The following is a 16,508-nucleotide window of genomic DNA, read 5'->3' on the forward strand; positions in this document are numbered from 1 at the left end:
AAACACGGTAAACTGCGACATATCTTGCGGAGTGCAAAAGGAAAAGCGGGTTATGCGCACTGTTTTAAATATTCTCAATTTTGTTTTAGGTGGATTCTTCACCACGCTCAGTTGGTTGTTCGCAACGCTTATCAGCGTTGTACTGGTTTTTACCCTGCCGTTGACGCGCTCCTGCTGGGAAATCACCAGGCTCTCGTTTCTGCCGTTTGGCAATGAAGCGGTGCATGTGGACGTCCTGCGCCCCGACAGTAAAAGTCACATCATGAATACGGGGGGAACCTTCCTGAATATCTTCTGGCTGATTTTTTTCGGCTGGTGGCTGTGCCTGTCCCACATTTCAGTCGGTATTGTGCAGTGCATCAGCATCATTGGCATTCCAGTAGGTATCGCAAACTTCAAGATTGCCGCCATTGCACTCTGGCCGGTAGGTCGTCGGGTTGTCTCTGTCGAAGAGGCGCGTGCCGCGCGTGATGCCAATGCCCGTCGCCGCTATTAATATTCTGTCGGGATGGCGCAAGTATTTTTTTAACAGCACCTGGCGTTACCTGCTGCGTATCCTGTTCGCCTTGAGCGGATGCGCAGCGGTTCCCTGGTTACTGCAGCAGATTGACTGGACCATTCCCTTGACCCTTGGCGTGGTCGCCGCCGCGCTGGCCGATCTGGATGATCGACTGGCTGGGCGTTTAAAAAATCTGTTAATCACCCTGTTGTGCTTTTGTATTGCTTCGGTTTCAGTAGAGCTGTTATTCCCTCACCCGCTGGCCTTTATTGTCGGCCTGGCCATCTCCACCTGGGGTTTCATTCTGCTGGGCGCGCTGGGGCAGCGCTATGCCACCATTGCTTTCGGCGCATTGTTGATTGCCGTTTACACCATGCTGGGCATCGGACTTTTTTCACAGTGGTATCTGCAGCCCATGCTGCTGCTGGTCGGCGCGCTCTGGTATAACCTGCTGACGCTGTTGGGCCACATGATGTTTCCCGTTCGCCCGGTTCAGGAACAACTGGCAGCCAGTTTTTCTCAGTTAGCGCACTATCTTGATGCCAAAGCCAACCTGTTTGATCCTGATGCCGATGACCAGGACGATGCGACTTTTGTTGAGGCGGCCATGGTGAACAGCCAGCTTGTCGCCCAGCTCAATCTGACCAAAACAACCTTGCAGAGCCGTTTACGTGGCGACAGGGGTTCGCGTGGCACCCGACGGAGCCTGCACTACTATTTTGTCGCCCAGGACATCCACGAACGCGCCAGCTCGTCTCATCTTCAGTACCATTTACTGCGCGGCAACTGGCGTTATAACGAAATTCTGTTTCGCTTTCAGCGCTTGCTTAACATGCAGGCTCAGGCATGCCGACAACTGGCCCGCGCGCTTTTACTGCGTGAACGTTGGGAACATGACAGTCGTTTTGAGCGCGTTTTTGAGCGTTTACACAACGCTATTCAACGTCTTGAACAGAGCCATCCGGATGCAGCCCATACCGGCGCGCTGTTTTGGTTATTACGTAACCTGCAAGCGATTGATGCGCAACTGGCCTCTATTGAGTCTGAGCAGGCACTGGCGGACGATCCGCAGCACAGCGACAATATGCTGTCGCGCGAGGAGCTCAGTGGCTGGAGCGACATTAAGCTGCGCCTGAGCCGCCACCTGACGCCCGCCTCTGCGCTGTTTCGTCATGCTGTCAGGATGTCAGTGGTGATGTGCGTCGGATATGGATTTATTCAGATTACCGGTCTGGAGCGCGGCTACTGGATCCTGTTGACCAGCCTGTTTGTTTGCCAGCCCAACTACAGTGCGACCCAGCGCAGACTGGCACTGCGCATCGGGGGAACGCTGGCAGGCATTGCTATTGGCTTGCCTTTACTGTGGCTGGTGCCCTCTGTGGAAGGCCAGCTGTTTTTGATTGTCGTGACCGGTGTCCTGTTCTTTGCGTTTCGCCAGGTACAATACGCCCAGGCAACCCTGTTTATTACCCTGCTGGTTCTGCTTTGTTTTAACCTGCTGGGTGAGGGTTTTGAAGTGGCATTACCCCGGGTCGTTGATACGCTGCTGGGCTGCGCGCTGGCCTGGCTGGCGGTCACCTTTATCTGGCCTGACTGGCGCTTCCGCCAACTTCCGGCCGTCGCCACCCGAACGTTGAATGCTAACTGTCGCTATCTTGATGCCATTATGGAGCAATATCATCAGGGTAAAGACAATCGTCTTGCTTATCGTATTGCCCGTCGTGACGCGCACAACGCTGATGCCGAGCTGGCATCGGTAGTATCCAATATGAGCAGTGAGACCCGCACCAGCCTTAAACTTCGGGAGTCGGCGTTTCAGTTACTGTGCCTGAATCACTCCTTCCTGAGCTATATCTCTGCGCTGGGCGCGCACCGAGACAAAGTGACGCAGCCTGCCCTGCTGGCGCTGCTCGACGATACGGTATGTTATGTCGAGGATGTGCTGCAGACGGATGTGGTCAGTGACAGCCGGGCAGAGAAAATGCGTATTGAACTGGTGCAGCGCATCGCGCAGCTCACTACCGAGCCGGACCCACGTGCGCCGCTGGTGCTACAGCAACTGGGTTTACTGGTCGCGCTGATGCCCGACATTGCACGCCTTCGACGCACACTGGGCAAACGCTAACGGCCTTTTTCTTTCCCCTCCGACATCATCAGTGCGGCCTGATACCACTCGCCTAACTCGGTTTTAATGGTTTGCGGCAGCGCCGCCTGATGATGACCGGAAATCGCCCCTTCAAGCGCTAACAGCGTTTTGAGGCCAAGATGATGGTTGTTGCGTCTCAGTTTTAACCAACACTGTTTGGCCCCTGCTTCATGCAAGTGTTTTACGGTACAGATACCTATCTCATGCAGCATCATTTCCAGTCGCAGACTGACATTCGGCAGGTCTTTTAAACGCACCTTGCCCTGGCGGTCATCTTGTTCACGCCGGGCGGTTTCCAGTGAAGCGGCAGACAGCGCGACCAGATGCTCTGGGTGAGCCCACAGGTTGTCATCGACCTTATAATAATTCAGGCTGACCGCTATCCCGCGTTTGCGAAACGTAAGCGGTTCCAGCGGCTGTTCTGCCACATATTCCCGTAATTCTTCACTGGCGCGTAAATAGAGCTGATCTTCCTTTATCAGTGCAAAAACGACCCGTTCAACCGCCAGGGCATAGCCACCAAACTGGGTACGGGATTGAACATGACCCAACGGGGCCAACTGCTGTATTGAGCGCAGGATGACCCGCTGCTGTTTCTTCATATCATCACCTCCTTGTAACAAAAACCTGTTAAAAACGTTACTATTCAGACGGTTAGAAGATAAGTAAATTCAGTAACAGGTTCAATGAATAAATCCGTTTAAACACAACCTTGTGCAAATTTTGCGAGGCATTTTCAGAAATTCAGGTTGATCTTTATCCAGGATGTCATTACTGTATATCCATACAGTCAACTGCTGAGTGATTAATTTATGCGCACCCAACATACCAGTAATGTATGCTCTGCTCACCGTTACGCCTTGTCCTCTGTTCCGGCAACGCACGGAGGCTGGATCACTGAATTACGTTACAGCGAACAGCCTGGCATGATGCAGATGCTGTTGTTACCGCTGCTACAGCAATTGAGTCAACAATCTCGCTGGCAACTGTGGTTAACGCCTGCCCATAAGTTGAGCCGGGCCTGGATGCAGGAATCGGGTTTGCCACTTGAGAAAAGTATGCATATCGCCGATGCTGAACGTTACAATGCTGTAGAGGCCATGATTAAAGCGTTACGCACAGGAAATTACAGTGTTGTTTTGGCCTGGATTCCCTACGAACTGGATGAAGATGAACGTCGTGAACTGGAACTTGCGGCGGCGGAAGGGAAAGCCCTGGGGCTCATTTTGCGGTCGGGTGAAACTCCCAAAACGGCAGTAAGACCAGAAAGTTCGCTAAAAATTCAGTCTGATTTGTTTCATTAAGTAAAAAATGAGATTTATCTCAACAGGTTTTTTATCTGACTAAAGGCTAAGACACTGATTCTGCTCCCCCCAGTAATGACAACGGCTTAGCCCCCTTTTTGTGGGGTAAGCACCCCACAGAAGTTCAGGCTAAATTGTTAGAAATTATGTATAAAACACTGTTTTTTTACATAAGTGCCTCACATCACACTTGTAAGTTTCCAATCTCGTTGTAGACTTTATCTCGCCAGGGTGCTCAATAACCTCCGTTTTTTGCGGTAGAGTCATAAGCGAGCGTTTTGACCCGGCGAAGGATTAAACCAAGAGCAACCTTTATGCTCATTGCCTATTTGGATGATAACGAGGCGCAAAATGAAAAAGACAGCTATCGCAATTGCAGTGGCACTGGCTGGCTTCGCTACCGTAGCGCAGGCCGCCCCAAAAGATAACACCTGGTACACCGGTGCTAAACTGGGCTGGTCTCAGTATCACGACACTGGTTACTACGGTCACGGTTACCAAAACAACGACGGCCCAACTCATGAAAGCCAACTGGGCGCGGGTGCGTTCGGTGGTTACCAGGCTAACCCATACCTGGGTTTTGAACTGGGTTATGACTGGTTAGGTCGTATGCCTAATAAAGGCAACCAGGTGAATGGCGCATTTAAAGCACAGGGCATCCAGCTGGCTGCCAAACTGAGCTACCCAATCGCAGACGATCTGGACATCTATACCCGCCTGGGTGGCATGGTATGGCGTGCAGACTCTACTCAGCAGAACGTAGCTACTGGCACTCGCATCAGCGACCACGACACCGGTGTTTCTCCACTGGCAGCTGTTGGTGTTGAATATGCGCTGACCAAAAACTGGGCAACCCGTCTGGATTACCAGTGGGTTAACAACATCGGTGATGCACAGACCGTTGGTGCTCGTCCAGACAACGGCATGCTGAGCCTGGGTGTTTCTTACCGCTTCGGTCAGGATGATGTTGCTGCACCAGCTCCGGCTCCAGCACCAGCTCCAGCGCCAGTGGTTCAGACCAAGCGCTTCACTCTGAAATCAGACGTCCTGTTCACGTTCAACAAGTCGACTCTGAAGCCAGAAGGTCAGCAGGCTCTGGATCAGCTGTACAGCCAGCTGAGCTCAATGGATCCTAAAGACGGTTCAGTAGTTGTTCTGGGCTTTACCGATCGCATCGGTTCAGAGCAGTACAACCAGAAACTGTCTGAGAAACGTGCTCAGTCAGTAGTAGATTACCTGGTATCTAAAGGTATCCCTACTAACAAGATCTCTGCTCGCGGCATGGGTGAATCTAACCCAGTTACTGGCAACACCTGTGACAGCGTGAAAGGTCGTAAGGCCCTGATCGACTGCCTGGCGCCAGACCGTCGTGTAGAAATCGATGTTAAAGGCATCAAAGACGTTGTAACTCAGCCACAGGCTTAAGTTATACGTGATAAAAAACCCCGCTAATGCGGGGTTTTTTTTGTCCTGAATATGAGATGGCTCATGGGGTTTTTGCTCTGAAGCGGCTGTCCAGATGGTACGCCCACTACTCTTTTTCAGAACCCGAGTTGCCTAATATCGCCTGCAGATCCTGCTTCAGCGTCGACATTTGGCTGGCGTACTTCTCTTTGCGTTCGGCATCTTCGATGAGCTGCACGATGGTTTCGGACAGCGTACTGTTACGGCGCTGCGCTAATCCCGCCAGCCGTTGCCAGACCAGATATTCCAGATCGATTGATTTTTTACGTGTGTGCTGATGCTCAGCATTGAAATGGCGCTTTCGCCGGGCACGGATAGTTTGCTTAAGTCGGTTGTCCAGATCGGGATGAATATGCTGGTTGATCCAGTCGTTAATTTCTACCGGATTATTTTCCATCACCAACAGCTTATCGACCGCGGCCTGCGCAGCACTGAGTTCCAGGTGACGCGTGATCAGCTCACCTTCCCGATGTTTTTTCACCAGGTATTTCCACTTCCATCCACTTTCAAGATTTTCGAGCTGCTGGTATTTCATCGGAATCTCATCGTGATCACGTAACGAACTAAGAATAACAGCTTTTTTACCGGATGCAGCAACGAAAAACATGCTGCCAGCGTCACAACATCTGATTGAACTCTGCAGTGCTTAAGCAAGGTGAATCCTGTATAATCTCGCTTTTCTCAAAACAGACAAATGCGATTATTTTGACCAGCACTCAACTTACGTGGCAAACCTTACAGCCGGATAGTACGCAATATCAATCCGTTTTCTCCCGAATTGCTGACGAAGAGACCGATGCCTTAGCAACGGTACAGCCCCGACTGCTGAACGCGCTGGCCCATTTACATCATCAAAGTCAGGGTTTCCCACTGTTGCTGGTTCGCAGCCAGGAAAACCGTGACTATCTTGCGTTGATAGCTGATGCAGCACAACGCGTTATGGGCCATTCGTCAGCACTGTCAGGTGGTGACTACCACATCATGGCCGACAACGTTACCTTGCAGCCGCCAACCGACAGCCAGCGCCCGTTTACCAGTCAGGGTGGCATTCACTATGCTGACTGGATCGAGCAGGAAGCGCTGTTTGGCTGTGTTCGAATGCACAAAGATCGTATTCAGCTTGAGCCGGGCCTTATTCATCGTGCCAACGGCGGAACACTGGTACTTTCACTGCGCGCATTGCTCACTCAGCCGCTGCTGTGGCTACGGCTGAAAAAGTCTATTGAACAAGGCTACATTGAGTGGTTGTCGCAGGACGAACGTCGTCCCCTGCCGGTTTCCGTTCCCCCGCTTCCGCTTCAGCTTAATCTTGTGCTCTGCGGTGAACGTGACACGCTGGCTGATTTTCAGGAGCTGGATGCTGAAGCTCACGAAATGGCGATTTACACTGAATTTGAAGAAAATATTCAGATCCTGGATGAAGACGACATGCTCGCATGGTGTCGCTGGACGGTCGATCTTGCCAGCCAGGCGGATATCGCCATCCCCGATGAAGACTTCTGGCCAGAACTGATCAAAGAAGGTGTCCGTTATAGCGGCGATCAGGAAACCCTTCCGCTCTGCCCACGCTGGCTGCTGCGCCAGCTGCGTGAAACCACCCTGATGGGTGACACGCTCAGCGCCGAAGCACTGCGTGACGCGCTGGAAGCACGGCTGTGGCGTGAGAACTACCTCAACGAACGTTTGCGTGATGAGATTCTGCAGCGCCAAATTTTGGTCGAAACAGAAGGTGAAGTCGTTGGTCAGATAAACGGCCTGTCAGTGGTGGAATATCCCGGTCATCCGCGAGCCTGGGGCGATCCCTGCCGTATTACCTGCGTGGTGCATCCCGGTGACGGTGAATTTACCGATGTCGAACGCAAAGCAGAGCTAGGTGGCAATATTCATGCTAAAGGCATGATGATTATGCAGGCCTACCTGATTGCTGAACTGGAGCTGGATCAGCAACTGCCGTTTTCAGCGTCACTGGTGTTTGAACAATCCTATTCCGAGGTGGATGGCGACAGCGCGTCGCTGGCAGAACTGTGCGCCTTGATTAGCGCCCTTGCCAGCGAGCCATTGAATCAGCAGGTTGCGGTCACCGGCTCGGTCGATCAGTTTGGTAATGTGCAACCGGTTGGCGGACTGAATGAAAAGATCGAAGGGTTTTTCGATATCTGCCATCAGCGTGAACTGACCGGACAGCAGGGCGTCATTATTCCTGCCTGTAACGTTCGTCACCTCAGTCTGAACCAGCAGGTGGTCAGCGCGGTCGAAGAGGGACGTTTTCATATCTGGGCAATCGATCGTGCTGATGAAGCGCTGCCTCTGCTGACAGGTAAAATATGGAATACGGAAGATGGCGAAGGCGAATGTCTGCTGCGTACGATTCAGGAACGCATCAGTCAGATGAATCAACCAGAGCCTTCACCACGATTCTGGCCGCTGCGATGGCTTAACTGGTTTAACCACCGCTAATCCCATTTGCTCAGCATACAACTGTTCGCTAATATTCGAGATTCACTAAAAGAAGGCTTATTGAGAACATGGTAGATAAACGCGAATCCTATACCAAAGAAGACCTGATCCTGTCTGGTCGCGGTGAACTGTTCGGCGAAAATGGTCCGCCGCTTCCATCCGGCAATATGCTGATGATGGACCGCGTGGTAAAAATGACGGAAGACGGTGGTAAGTACGATAAAGGCTTCGTGGAAGCTGAGCTGGATATCAATCCGGACCTGTGGTTCTTTGGTTGCCACTTTATTGGCGATCCGGTTATGCCTGGTTGCCTGGGTCTTGATGCAATGTGGCAGCTGGTGGGCTTTTATCTCGGCTGGCTGGGTGGCGAAGGCAAAGGTCGTGCGCTGGGTGTAGGCGAAGTAAAATTCACCGGCCAGGTTCTGCCAGAAGCTAAAAAAGTGACGTATCGCATTCACTTCAAACGTGTCATTAACCGTAAGCTGGTGATGGGCGTTGCCGATGGTGAAGTGCTGGTTGATGGTAATCTCATTTATACCGCCAGCGATTTGAAAGTGGGTCTGTTCAAAGATACCGCAGCATTCTGATACGTTCCCCTCAGAAATGAAAACCTCCGCTTGATGCGGAGGTTATATCCCTTTTCAGTGACATCCGGCTACGCAGCAGCCGACCTGTCCTCCATGGCTTGTCGCCAACCTCCCAACCAGTGAGACTTAGCGTCTATCATTTGATACGGACACATCTCTTTAGAGCGTCCTGTAATGCCAGCTTGATAACCACGTGAATGGGCGCGCTCAAGGCGGTCTCGTTTCTGTCTCTTCATACTCCGTGTCCCTCATGTAAGGTATGTGGAATCTGGTGGAAAGAAAAAGATGGCTAATAAATGTTCAGCCACCCTTTTGTTTTACTCGCTCTGTATGAAAAGATCAATGCGCAATCTTCACGCCAATGTCACAAATGTGACCTGAACCGGACATAAATTTTCTGTTTCGTGATGTAAGCCTATTGCTTTATCCGTATGATTTATATAGAAACCTTCGATAACGTCAAAAAACTTATACGATTCGAAACAATAAGTTAACTAAAAGCCCGTCCCCGCTGAATGGGCAGTGGCAGCGTTACGCGCAATCTGTTGAGCTATCTGCTGCCAGCCCTGGGCAAGCGTTTTGACTAACGCATCATAGCCATCTTCTCGCTGTGGCAGTACCAGACTGAACGCTTGCTTAGTGAAGCGTCCCTGATGTTCCAGCGTCCACTGCCCGCTAATCACCACCTTGCCGTCATACCTGCCCTGGAAGTCGTTTACCGTCACGTTCAGCGTATCGTGTTCTTGCCCGATTAACGTCTGAGTGACCAGACGACCCGGCAAGGCTTTGGTGAGATTGGTAATTAACGTTTGCTGAAGCTGCTGATCAAGCGGACTGGCCCACAAATTATTGGCGGCTATAACGTATTTCACGTCGCTGGTTTGATAAACCAGGCCGTTACCCGCCAGATAATCCGGCACGACCACCTGCTGCACCCACAATGTCGGCTGTGCGTTTGCCTCACTGCTGATCACCTGCATCGAGGCTGCCCCTGAGGGCAGCTGATAGTAAGTGGTATTCACCGTGCTGCTACAGGCACTCAGTGCGAGAGCGGCCAAAAAAACGAGTCCTTTTTTCATTGTTTCGCCCTCTTCGGCTGGGGATCCTGTCCCGGTTTTGCTTCAAACACTAACGCATTACTTTTGGCATTTAGCGTCTTCAGCACTGGCTGCAGTTCACGCAGCACCTGATCAAGCCGTTGCATATCGCCCACCAGCTTGCTGTAGGCAGGTGAACCTGGCTGCAATCCTTTCATACTGCGGTTAAGCTCACGTAGCGTCTGCTGGGTCTCTTCAGGCAGCGTTTTCATCGCCGGACTACTGGTAACGACGTTGATGTTATCAATGGTACGTTGCAGATCGCGCAGGGTTTTCTGGCTCTCCTTCAGCGTTCCGGTTGCTTCCGACACCATATTGTTTAGCGGTAAACCGTTAATTTTATCCAGCGCAGCCATCAGTTTCTGCTGAATCTGGCTCAAGCCGCCGCTCACCGTCGGGATCACTTCATAACCCGCCACTTTATCCGGGCCTTTATACACCGGTGCATTGTCATAGAAGTCGATATCGACAAACAGCGCGCCAGATAGCAGGTTGCCGGTTTTCAACGTGGCGCGCAGGCCGTGTTTCTTACCATCCTGGAGATGCTGTTCAATGTCGAAGTTTTCACCCAGACGGCTAATGAAACGGTCAGGTTCAATGCGAATCAACACCGGCACGCGATAGTCGTTATTCAGCGCCTGCGCAGTGCCTGCATTCATAAACGGCACTTCTGAGACCGTACCCAGACGAATGCCGCGGAATTCCACCGGCGCACCGACCTGCAGCCCGCGAATGGAATCCGAGAAGAACAATAAGTAGTCGATATGCGTGGTATACAGAGAGTCCTGAATACTGCGTTGATCGTCAAACAGATGATAATCCGCATGATTCTGGGCCGCTTTGCCTAAATCCCAGCCATCTGGCACATCAAAGCTGACCCCGCCGCTGAACAGCGTGGTCAGCGATCCCATTTCAACCCGCATACCTGACGCCGACATATCAACGGCAATGCCGCTGTCTTTCCAGAAGCGCACATTGGTGGTCACCAGGCGGTCGTAAGGGGCGGCGATAAACAGCTGATAGGTCATCATGCGTTTATCGGTATCAAAACTGCTGGTTTCAACGGTGCCAACACGATAGCCCCGGAACAGCACCGGATCACCCGCGTTAAGCTGCCCCGCTTTTTTACTGTCGAGGATAATACGGATGCCCTTCGCATCAGGCGGCGCTAAAGGTGGCGCATCCAGCAAGGTGTACTGATCCAGGGGTTCTTTTTTGGTACCCGGCTGGAGCTCTATATATGCCCCGGACAGCAGCGTGCCTAAACCGGTAATGCCTTCACGACCGACCTGGGGTTTGACCACCCAAAACGCGCTGTCGCTGTGTAGCAGCTTTTCCATACCGGCATTCAGTCGGGCTTTAATCTCAACATGGTGAAGATCGTCAGTCAGTACCGCACTTTCAACCACACCCACGTTAACACTGCGGCTTTTTATGGTGGTTTTACCCGCTTCAATGCCCTCGGCGCTCTCGGTAATCAACGTGACTTCCGGCCCCTGATGGCTAAAGTGATAAAAAAGAATCCAGCCGCCAATTAACAGCGTAACAATAGGGACGATCCATACCGGAGACCAACGCTTGATCTGATCCACTTTGGCATGACCGTGATTATTTTCCGTCAAGATGCGGCTCCTTCATGTTTTTTTCACCAGCACGATCCCAGGTTAAGCGCGGGTCAAACGTCATTGCTGCAATCATGGTCAGAATCACCACCAGCGCAAACAATACGGCTCCCCATGCCGGGTAAACTTTCATTAACTGCCCCATACGCACCAGCGCGGAGAGCACTGCAATCACAAAGACGTCAATCATTGACCAACGTCCAACAAATTCAACCACCTCATAGATCAGGTGCATTTTATGGCTGTCACGCTGCCCGCGCCCGCTGGCATCCCAACACAGCCAGCCAATCGCCAGCATTTTCAGGGACGGGACCATAATACTGGCGATAAAAATAACTAACGCCACCGGATAGGAACCATCACCCCAGAGTAAAATCACCCCGGCCATAATATTGGATGGCATCGCCGACCCCAGCGTTTCGGTAATCATTATCGGCAGCAAATTGGCGGGGATGTAAAGCATAACGGAGGTGATCAGCAGGGCCAGCGTCCACTGCAGGCTGTGCTTGCGGCGCGCATCGGCAACCACGCCACAGCGCGGACATTCCCGCTGCGCCACCGGCAACACCGCAGTACAGCACGGGCAGGAGCGCAGGCCCTGTTTTAATCCACTGACACCGGCTTGTGGGGCATGAGGCAAAGGCGGCATGGGTTCAATGTGCTGCCACAGCCAACGGCGATCCAGACACTGAAACGCCCGTAGCTGTAAGAGACAAAACAGGCACCACGGCCAGAAGCTGGTTTCGAGACCGATTTCACCATAAGCCATTAACTTCACGAAACTGACCAGCACGCCAGCCATAAAGATTTCTGCCATGCCCCAGTTGCGCATATGGAAAAGACTTCGTGCCAGCCCCAGTTTAAGGCTGACAGGCATCCTGACCTGATTGACCAACAGGACAATCGTGATCATGCAAAAGGCGGGAATGCCCTGGACAAACAGCAGGAACAACGTGGCCAGGCTGGCGTAATCATCGGCCACCATCACCCTGGGGATTTGTATCAGGCTAATCTGGCTGGACAGCCCGGCGACTTTCATGGTGATAAACGGAAACAGATTGGCGAGCACCAACATAAACAGCGCGGCCAGCGCATACCCGGTCGGACGTTTACGCGGCTCCGACCAGTTCACGGTCAGGGAAGTATGGCAGCGCGGACATGACGCACGGCTGCCAACGGGAATGTCCGGCAGTTTTACCATCAAGTCGCACTGTGGACAAAGCATCCACGCGTTCGTTTTCTCTGCAGAACACATTCCCGAACCCTTAAGCTATGCGCCGTTTCTCATAGATTCCAGCTCTTCCCAACGCGCAAAAGCGGTTTCCAACTGCTGTTCGACGTCAGCCAGTTCATCTAACACCGGCTGCGTTTTATCGTGTGGCTGACTGAAAAAATCCGGATGACTCATCCTGGCCTGCAGCTCGCCAATACGCGCCTCTAACTGTTCCAGTTTTTGTGGCAACTGTTCCAGTTCACGCGTGAGGTTATAGCTTAGTTTGTTCGCGTTACGTTTGGCAGCGTCATTTTTAGCATCGGCTGGCTTAAGGGCACTATTTGCCCCTTTTACTGCGCCCTGCCCCTTTTGCTGTTTATAAGCCGCACGCTGCTGCTGCGCGTCGTGGTAGCCGCCGACAAAGGTCCCTATCTCACCGTTGCCTTCAAAAATCCAGCACTCGGTGACGGTATTGTCAACGAACTGACGATCGTGGCTGACCAGCAGCACGGTGCCCTGGTAGCCATCGATGAGCTCTTCCAGCAGTTCCAGCGTTTCCACATCAAGGTCGTTGGTCGGTTCATCAAGAATCATCAGGTTACTGGGGCGCAGGAACAGACGCGCCAGCAGCAGGCGGTTACGTTCTCCACCCGACAGCGCCCTGACGGGAGTCATCGCGCGTTTTGGATGGAACAGGAAGTCCTGCAGGTAGCCCAGCACGTGGCGCGGTTTACCATTGACCAACACTTCTTGCTTGCCTTCCGCCAGGTTGTCCATCACTGTCCGATCGGGATCGAGTTCGGCACGGTGCTGATCGAAATAGGCGACCTCAAGCTTGGTACCCGAATGCACACGACCGTGATCGGCCTTCAACTGTTGCAGCATAAGACGCAGTAAGGTGGTTTTCCCACAACCGTTCGGCCCAATCAGGGCAATCTTGTCGCCGCGCTGCACCTGGGCAGAGAAATCTTTTACCAGTTGCTTGCCGTCCACGGCGTAATCCACATTTTCCAGTTCAAAGACAATTTTACCAGAACGTGATGCTTCACCGACCTGCATATTGGCTTTGCCCATGACTTCACGGCGCTCTGAGCGCTCGCGGCGCAACGCTTTTAACGCCCGCACGCGGCCTTCATTACGCGTACGGCGCGCCTTGATGCCTTGACGAATCCACACTTCTTCCTGCGCCAGCTTGCGGTCAAACTCGGCGTTTTGCATCTCTTCAACGCGCAAGGCTTCTTCTTTGCCTTCCAGGTAGGTGTCGTAGTTACCCGGCCATGACACCAGCTTGCCACGGTCCAAATCCACAATACGGGTGGCCATATTGCGGATAAAAGATCGGTCGTGAGAGATAAAGACAATGCTGCCGCTGAAGGTTTTCAGGAAAGTTTCCAGCCAGTCGATCGTTTCAATATCAAGGTGGTTAGTTGGCTCATCCAGCATCAGCACGCGGGGATTACTGACCAGCGCACGTCCCAGCGCGGCTTTACGCAACCAGCCGCCGGATAAAGAGGACAGTTCGGTGTCCGGCGACAGACCAATCTGCTGCAGCACGTCCATGATACGGCTTTCCAACTGCCACAAATTGTGATGATCCAGAATCCCCTGCAGGCGCGCCATCTCGTTGAGATTTTTATCACTCGGATCGTCCATCACCTGATGCGAAATCGCATGGTAGGCTTTAAGATGCTCCGCCTGCTCTTCTACGCCTTCGGCCACAAAATCATACACCGAACCACTGATATTACGCGGTGGGTCCTGCTGAAGCCGTGCCACGACCAAATCGGTTTCATAAATAATGCGACCGTCATCCAGCGGCTGCTCGCCATTAATGATTTTCATCAATGTGGATTTTCCGGCACCGTTACGGCCCACCAGACACACGCGCTCATTTTCTTCGATGTGCAGTTCGGTATTGTCTAACAGCGGCGCATCGCTAAAGGACAGATAAGCGCCGTGGATACTAATTAATGACATGTAACTTATTCCTTACCAGCATGAGTAATCAGCCAGCAGTTATGAATTTGGCGGTTACGCGCAAAATCCTGTGACAGGGTTTTCTGAGTGATGTCCTGAGCCTGGAGCCCCAATGCCTTAAGGCCATCCAGATCCATTTTGAAACCACGTTTGTTATTCGAGAACATGATGGTACCGCCTTTACGCAACAGGCGTTTCAGGTTACGCATCAGCATCATATGATCGCGCTGCACATCGAAACTCTCTTCCATACGTTTTGAGTTGGAAAATGTAGGCGGATCGATAAAGATCAGGTCGAAATTCTCATCGCTCTCGTTCAGCCAGCTCAGGCAGTCGGCATGAAGCAGGCGATGTTGACGGCCGGTCAGGCCGTTGAGCCGCAGGTTACGCTCGGCCCATTCCAGATACGTGCGCGACATATCCACGGTGGTGGTGGAGCGCGCGCCGCCCAGACCCGCATGTACGCTGGCAGAACCGGTGTACGCAAACAGATTCAGAAAATCTTTGCCCTGGCTCATCTGGCCCAGCATCTTGCGGGCAATGCGGTGATCGAGGAACAATCCGGTATCCAGATAGTCGGTCAGGTTCACCAGGAAACGGGCGTTAAACTCCTGCACTTCAAAATAGTCGCCCTTCTCGCTCAGCTTTTGATACTGCGCTTTGCCCTTTTGACGTTCGCGGGTCTTAAGAATTAAGCGGTTTGATGGCAATTCAAGCACGCTCAGCGTAGCGCTAATCACATCAAACAAACGCTGACGGGCTTTGTTCGCGTCGATGGTTTTGGGTGGTGCATATTCCTGCACGACCACCCAGTCCGCATAGCGATCCACGGCCACATTATAGTCCGGCAGATCGGCGTCATAAATGCGGTAGCACTCGATGCCTTCCTGGCGTGCCCACTTATCCAGCTTCTTGAGGTTTTTGCGCAGACGGTTAGCGTAATCTTCAGCAATCTGATTACCGCGCTCAGCGCTGTTCGCCGACAGCTGATAGTTTTTCTGTACACAGTCCAGCGGGCCGTTTTTGGCTTTGAACTGACGGTCGGCACGCAGTTGCAGGCAACTCAGCAGCTCGGGAGACGCGCTAAACAGCGACAAATTCCAGCCAGCAAAATGCTGCTTCATCAACCGACCAAGCTGACTGTGCAGGGCAATAAGCGCAGGCTCGCTTTCCAGACGCTCACCGTAAGGTGGGTTACTGAGTACCGTGCCCAGCGTTTCTGAATTAACGGGATTCTGCAGCTTCAGCAGGTCCTGTTGTGCAAAGGTGAAGTGTTCAAAGACACCGGCGCGGCGCGCGTTCGATTTTGCCCACTCCAGCACCCGGCCATTATTGTCATAACCAAAAAAACGCGCCTGACACGCTGCGGTGCCGACACGCGCCCGCGCCTGCGCGTCGCTCTTAACCTCTTGCCACAGGCTTTCGTTAAAACCAGACCAGGCGGTGAAGCCCCACTGAGTACGCAGTAAACCCGGTGCGCGGTCGCAGGCTATCAGCGCGGCCTCAATCAGCAAGGTCCCGGAACCACACATTGGATCGATAAGCGGCGTGGTGGGCTGCCAGCCTGAACGCATCACAATCGCTGCGGCCAGGTTCTCTTTCAGCGGCGCCTGTCCGGTTTGCTGACGATAACCGCGCTGATGTAAGGCACTGCCGCTTAAGTCCAGCGCAATGCTGGCGCGATCGTCGTCAAGCCACACGTTGATGCGGATATCAGCCTGTTCGCGATCGACGTCCGGGCGTGCCAGATTACGGCGGGTAAAGCTGTCGACAATCGCATCTTTCACGCGCAGTGCGCCAAACTGGCTGTTGCGAATCTCATCGTTGGTGCCGTTAAAATGCACGACAAAGGTTTTATCGCTGCCGAACATGGCTGGCCAGTCGATGCCCTGCACCCCAAGGTAGAGATCGAGATCGCTGTAAACGCCAACCTCAGACAAGGGCAGCAAAATACGCGAAGCCAGACGACTCCACATCAGGCTTTGGTACATAACGCGGTCATCGGCTTTGAAGTGAACGCCTCCCTGTACCACTTGCAAATCCAGCGCGCCCAGCGCGTCCAGCTCATTTTTTAACAGCTCTTCGAGCCCACGCGCCGTGCTGGCAAACAGAGAATTCATATCGTCACTTTTTTACTCTTGA

Annotated in this window: 14 protein-coding genes; 6 read left to right on the forward strand and 8 right to left on the reverse strand. The window is 52.7% G+C overall.

The genetic code is table 11. The features are described 5' to 3' along the window. The first annotated feature begins 52 nt into the window (after positions 1–52). Both QNH99_RS14545 and yccS read left to right on the forward strand, forming a co-directional pair. A complete protein-coding gene (locus QNH99_RS14545) occupies positions 53–496 on the forward strand; it encodes a YccF domain-containing protein (RefSeq protein ID WP_063878987.1) in 444 nt (147 codons plus the stop codon). Further along, positions 477–2,624 carry a YccS family putative transporter gene (gene yccS, locus QNH99_RS14550; protein WP_063878986.1) on the forward strand — a complete coding sequence of 716 codons (2,148 nt, stop codon included), beginning with the start codon at positions 477–479 and terminating at the stop codon, positions 2,622–2,624. The genes QNH99_RS14545 and yccS overlap by 20 nt, the downstream gene beginning before the upstream one ends. Here yccS and QNH99_RS14555 read toward each other — a convergent pair. After that, entirely contained in the window at positions 2,621–3,247 is a 627-nt protein-coding gene (locus QNH99_RS14555) for a TfoX/Sxy family DNA transformation protein (protein ID WP_063878985.1), read from the reverse strand. The genes yccS and QNH99_RS14555 overlap by 4 nt on opposite strands. Positions 3,248–3,457: 210 nt before the next feature. Here QNH99_RS14555 and sulA point away from each other — a divergent pair, with 210 nt between their 5' ends. Next, a complete protein-coding gene (gene sulA, locus QNH99_RS14560) occupies positions 3,458–3,949 on the forward strand; it encodes an SOS-induced cell division inhibitor SulA (RefSeq protein ID WP_063878984.1) in 492 nt (163 codons plus the stop codon). Positions 3,950–4,300: 351 nt separating this feature from the next. Further along, the gene (gene ompA, locus QNH99_RS14565) at positions 4,301–5,374 is read left to right on the forward strand and encodes a porin OmpA (protein ID WP_063878983.1); all 1,074 of its coding nucleotides are present in this window, start codon (positions 4,301–4,303) and stop codon (positions 5,372–5,374) included. Positions 5,375–5,480: 106 nt separating this feature from the next. On the opposite strand, the gene matP is transcribed toward ompA, so the two are convergent. Continuing rightward, positions 5,481–5,948, reverse strand: a complete 468-nt coding sequence (gene matP, locus QNH99_RS14570) for a macrodomain Ter protein MatP (RefSeq protein ID WP_141248571.1) — start codon at positions 5,946–5,948, stop codon at positions 5,481–5,483. A 95-nt stretch (positions 5,949–6,043) separates the two neighbouring features. On the opposite strand from matP, the gene QNH99_RS14575 reads away from it, so the two are divergent. Further along, positions 6,044–7,870, forward strand: a complete 1,827-nt coding sequence (locus QNH99_RS14575; RefSeq protein WP_109717253.1) for an AAA family ATPase — start codon at positions 6,044–6,046, stop codon at positions 7,868–7,870. Positions 7,871–7,938: 68 nt separating this feature from the next. Beyond that, on the forward strand, positions 7,939–8,457 hold the full coding sequence (fabA, locus tag QNH99_RS14580; RefSeq protein ID WP_008925876.1) for a bifunctional 3-hydroxydecanoyl-ACP dehydratase/trans-2-decenoyl-ACP isomerase: 519 nt from the start codon (positions 7,939–7,941) through the stop codon (positions 8,455–8,457). A 68-nt stretch (positions 8,458–8,525) separates the two neighbouring features. Here the strand turns inward: fabA and rmf are convergent, their stop codons facing one another. The 6 genes from rmf to rlmKL all read right to left on the reverse strand — a co-directional run bounded on the left by rmf (position 8,526) and on the right by rlmKL (position 16,486). Then, positions 8,526–8,693: a ribosome modulation factor gene (gene rmf, locus QNH99_RS14585; protein WP_006118662.1), complete on the reverse strand. Its 168-nt coding sequence runs from the start codon at positions 8,691–8,693 to the stop codon at positions 8,526–8,528. A 258-nt stretch (positions 8,694–8,951) separates the two neighbouring features. Continuing rightward, positions 8,952–9,536 (reverse strand): membrane integrity-associated transporter subunit PqiC, encoded by a 585-nt coding sequence (gene pqiC / locus QNH99_RS14590; protein ID WP_096012245.1) that lies wholly within the window; start codon positions 9,534–9,536, stop codon positions 8,952–8,954. After that, on the reverse strand, positions 9,533–11,176 hold the full coding sequence (gene pqiB / locus QNH99_RS14595; protein WP_063878977.1) for an intermembrane transport protein PqiB: 1,644 nt from the start codon (positions 11,174–11,176) through the stop codon (positions 9,533–9,535). The genes pqiC and pqiB overlap by 4 nt, the downstream gene beginning before the upstream one ends. Then, positions 11,163–12,431: a membrane integrity-associated transporter subunit PqiA gene (gene pqiA, locus QNH99_RS14600; RefSeq protein ID WP_410516851.1), complete on the reverse strand. Its 1,269-nt coding sequence runs from the start codon at positions 12,429–12,431 to the stop codon at positions 11,163–11,165. Before pqiA ends, pqiB begins: the two co-directional genes overlap by 14 nt. Positions 12,432–12,446: 15 nt before the next feature. Further along, a complete protein-coding gene (locus QNH99_RS14605; protein ID WP_096012243.1) occupies positions 12,447–14,366 on the reverse strand; it encodes an ABC transporter ATP-binding protein in 1,920 nt (639 codons plus the stop codon). 5 nt (positions 14,367–14,371) lie between these two features. Then, positions 14,372–16,486, reverse strand: a complete 2,115-nt coding sequence (gene rlmKL, locus QNH99_RS14610; protein ID WP_410516852.1) for a bifunctional 23S rRNA (guanine(2069)-N(7))-methyltransferase RlmK/23S rRNA (guanine(2445)-N(2))-methyltransferase RlmL — start codon at positions 16,484–16,486, stop codon at positions 14,372–14,374. Positions 16,487–16,508: the final 22 nt, after the last annotated feature.

It is taken from the genome of Pantoea allii, from assembly GCF_046529425.1.
Lineage (GTDB): Bacteria > Pseudomonadota > Gammaproteobacteria > Enterobacterales > Enterobacteriaceae > Pantoea > Pantoea allii.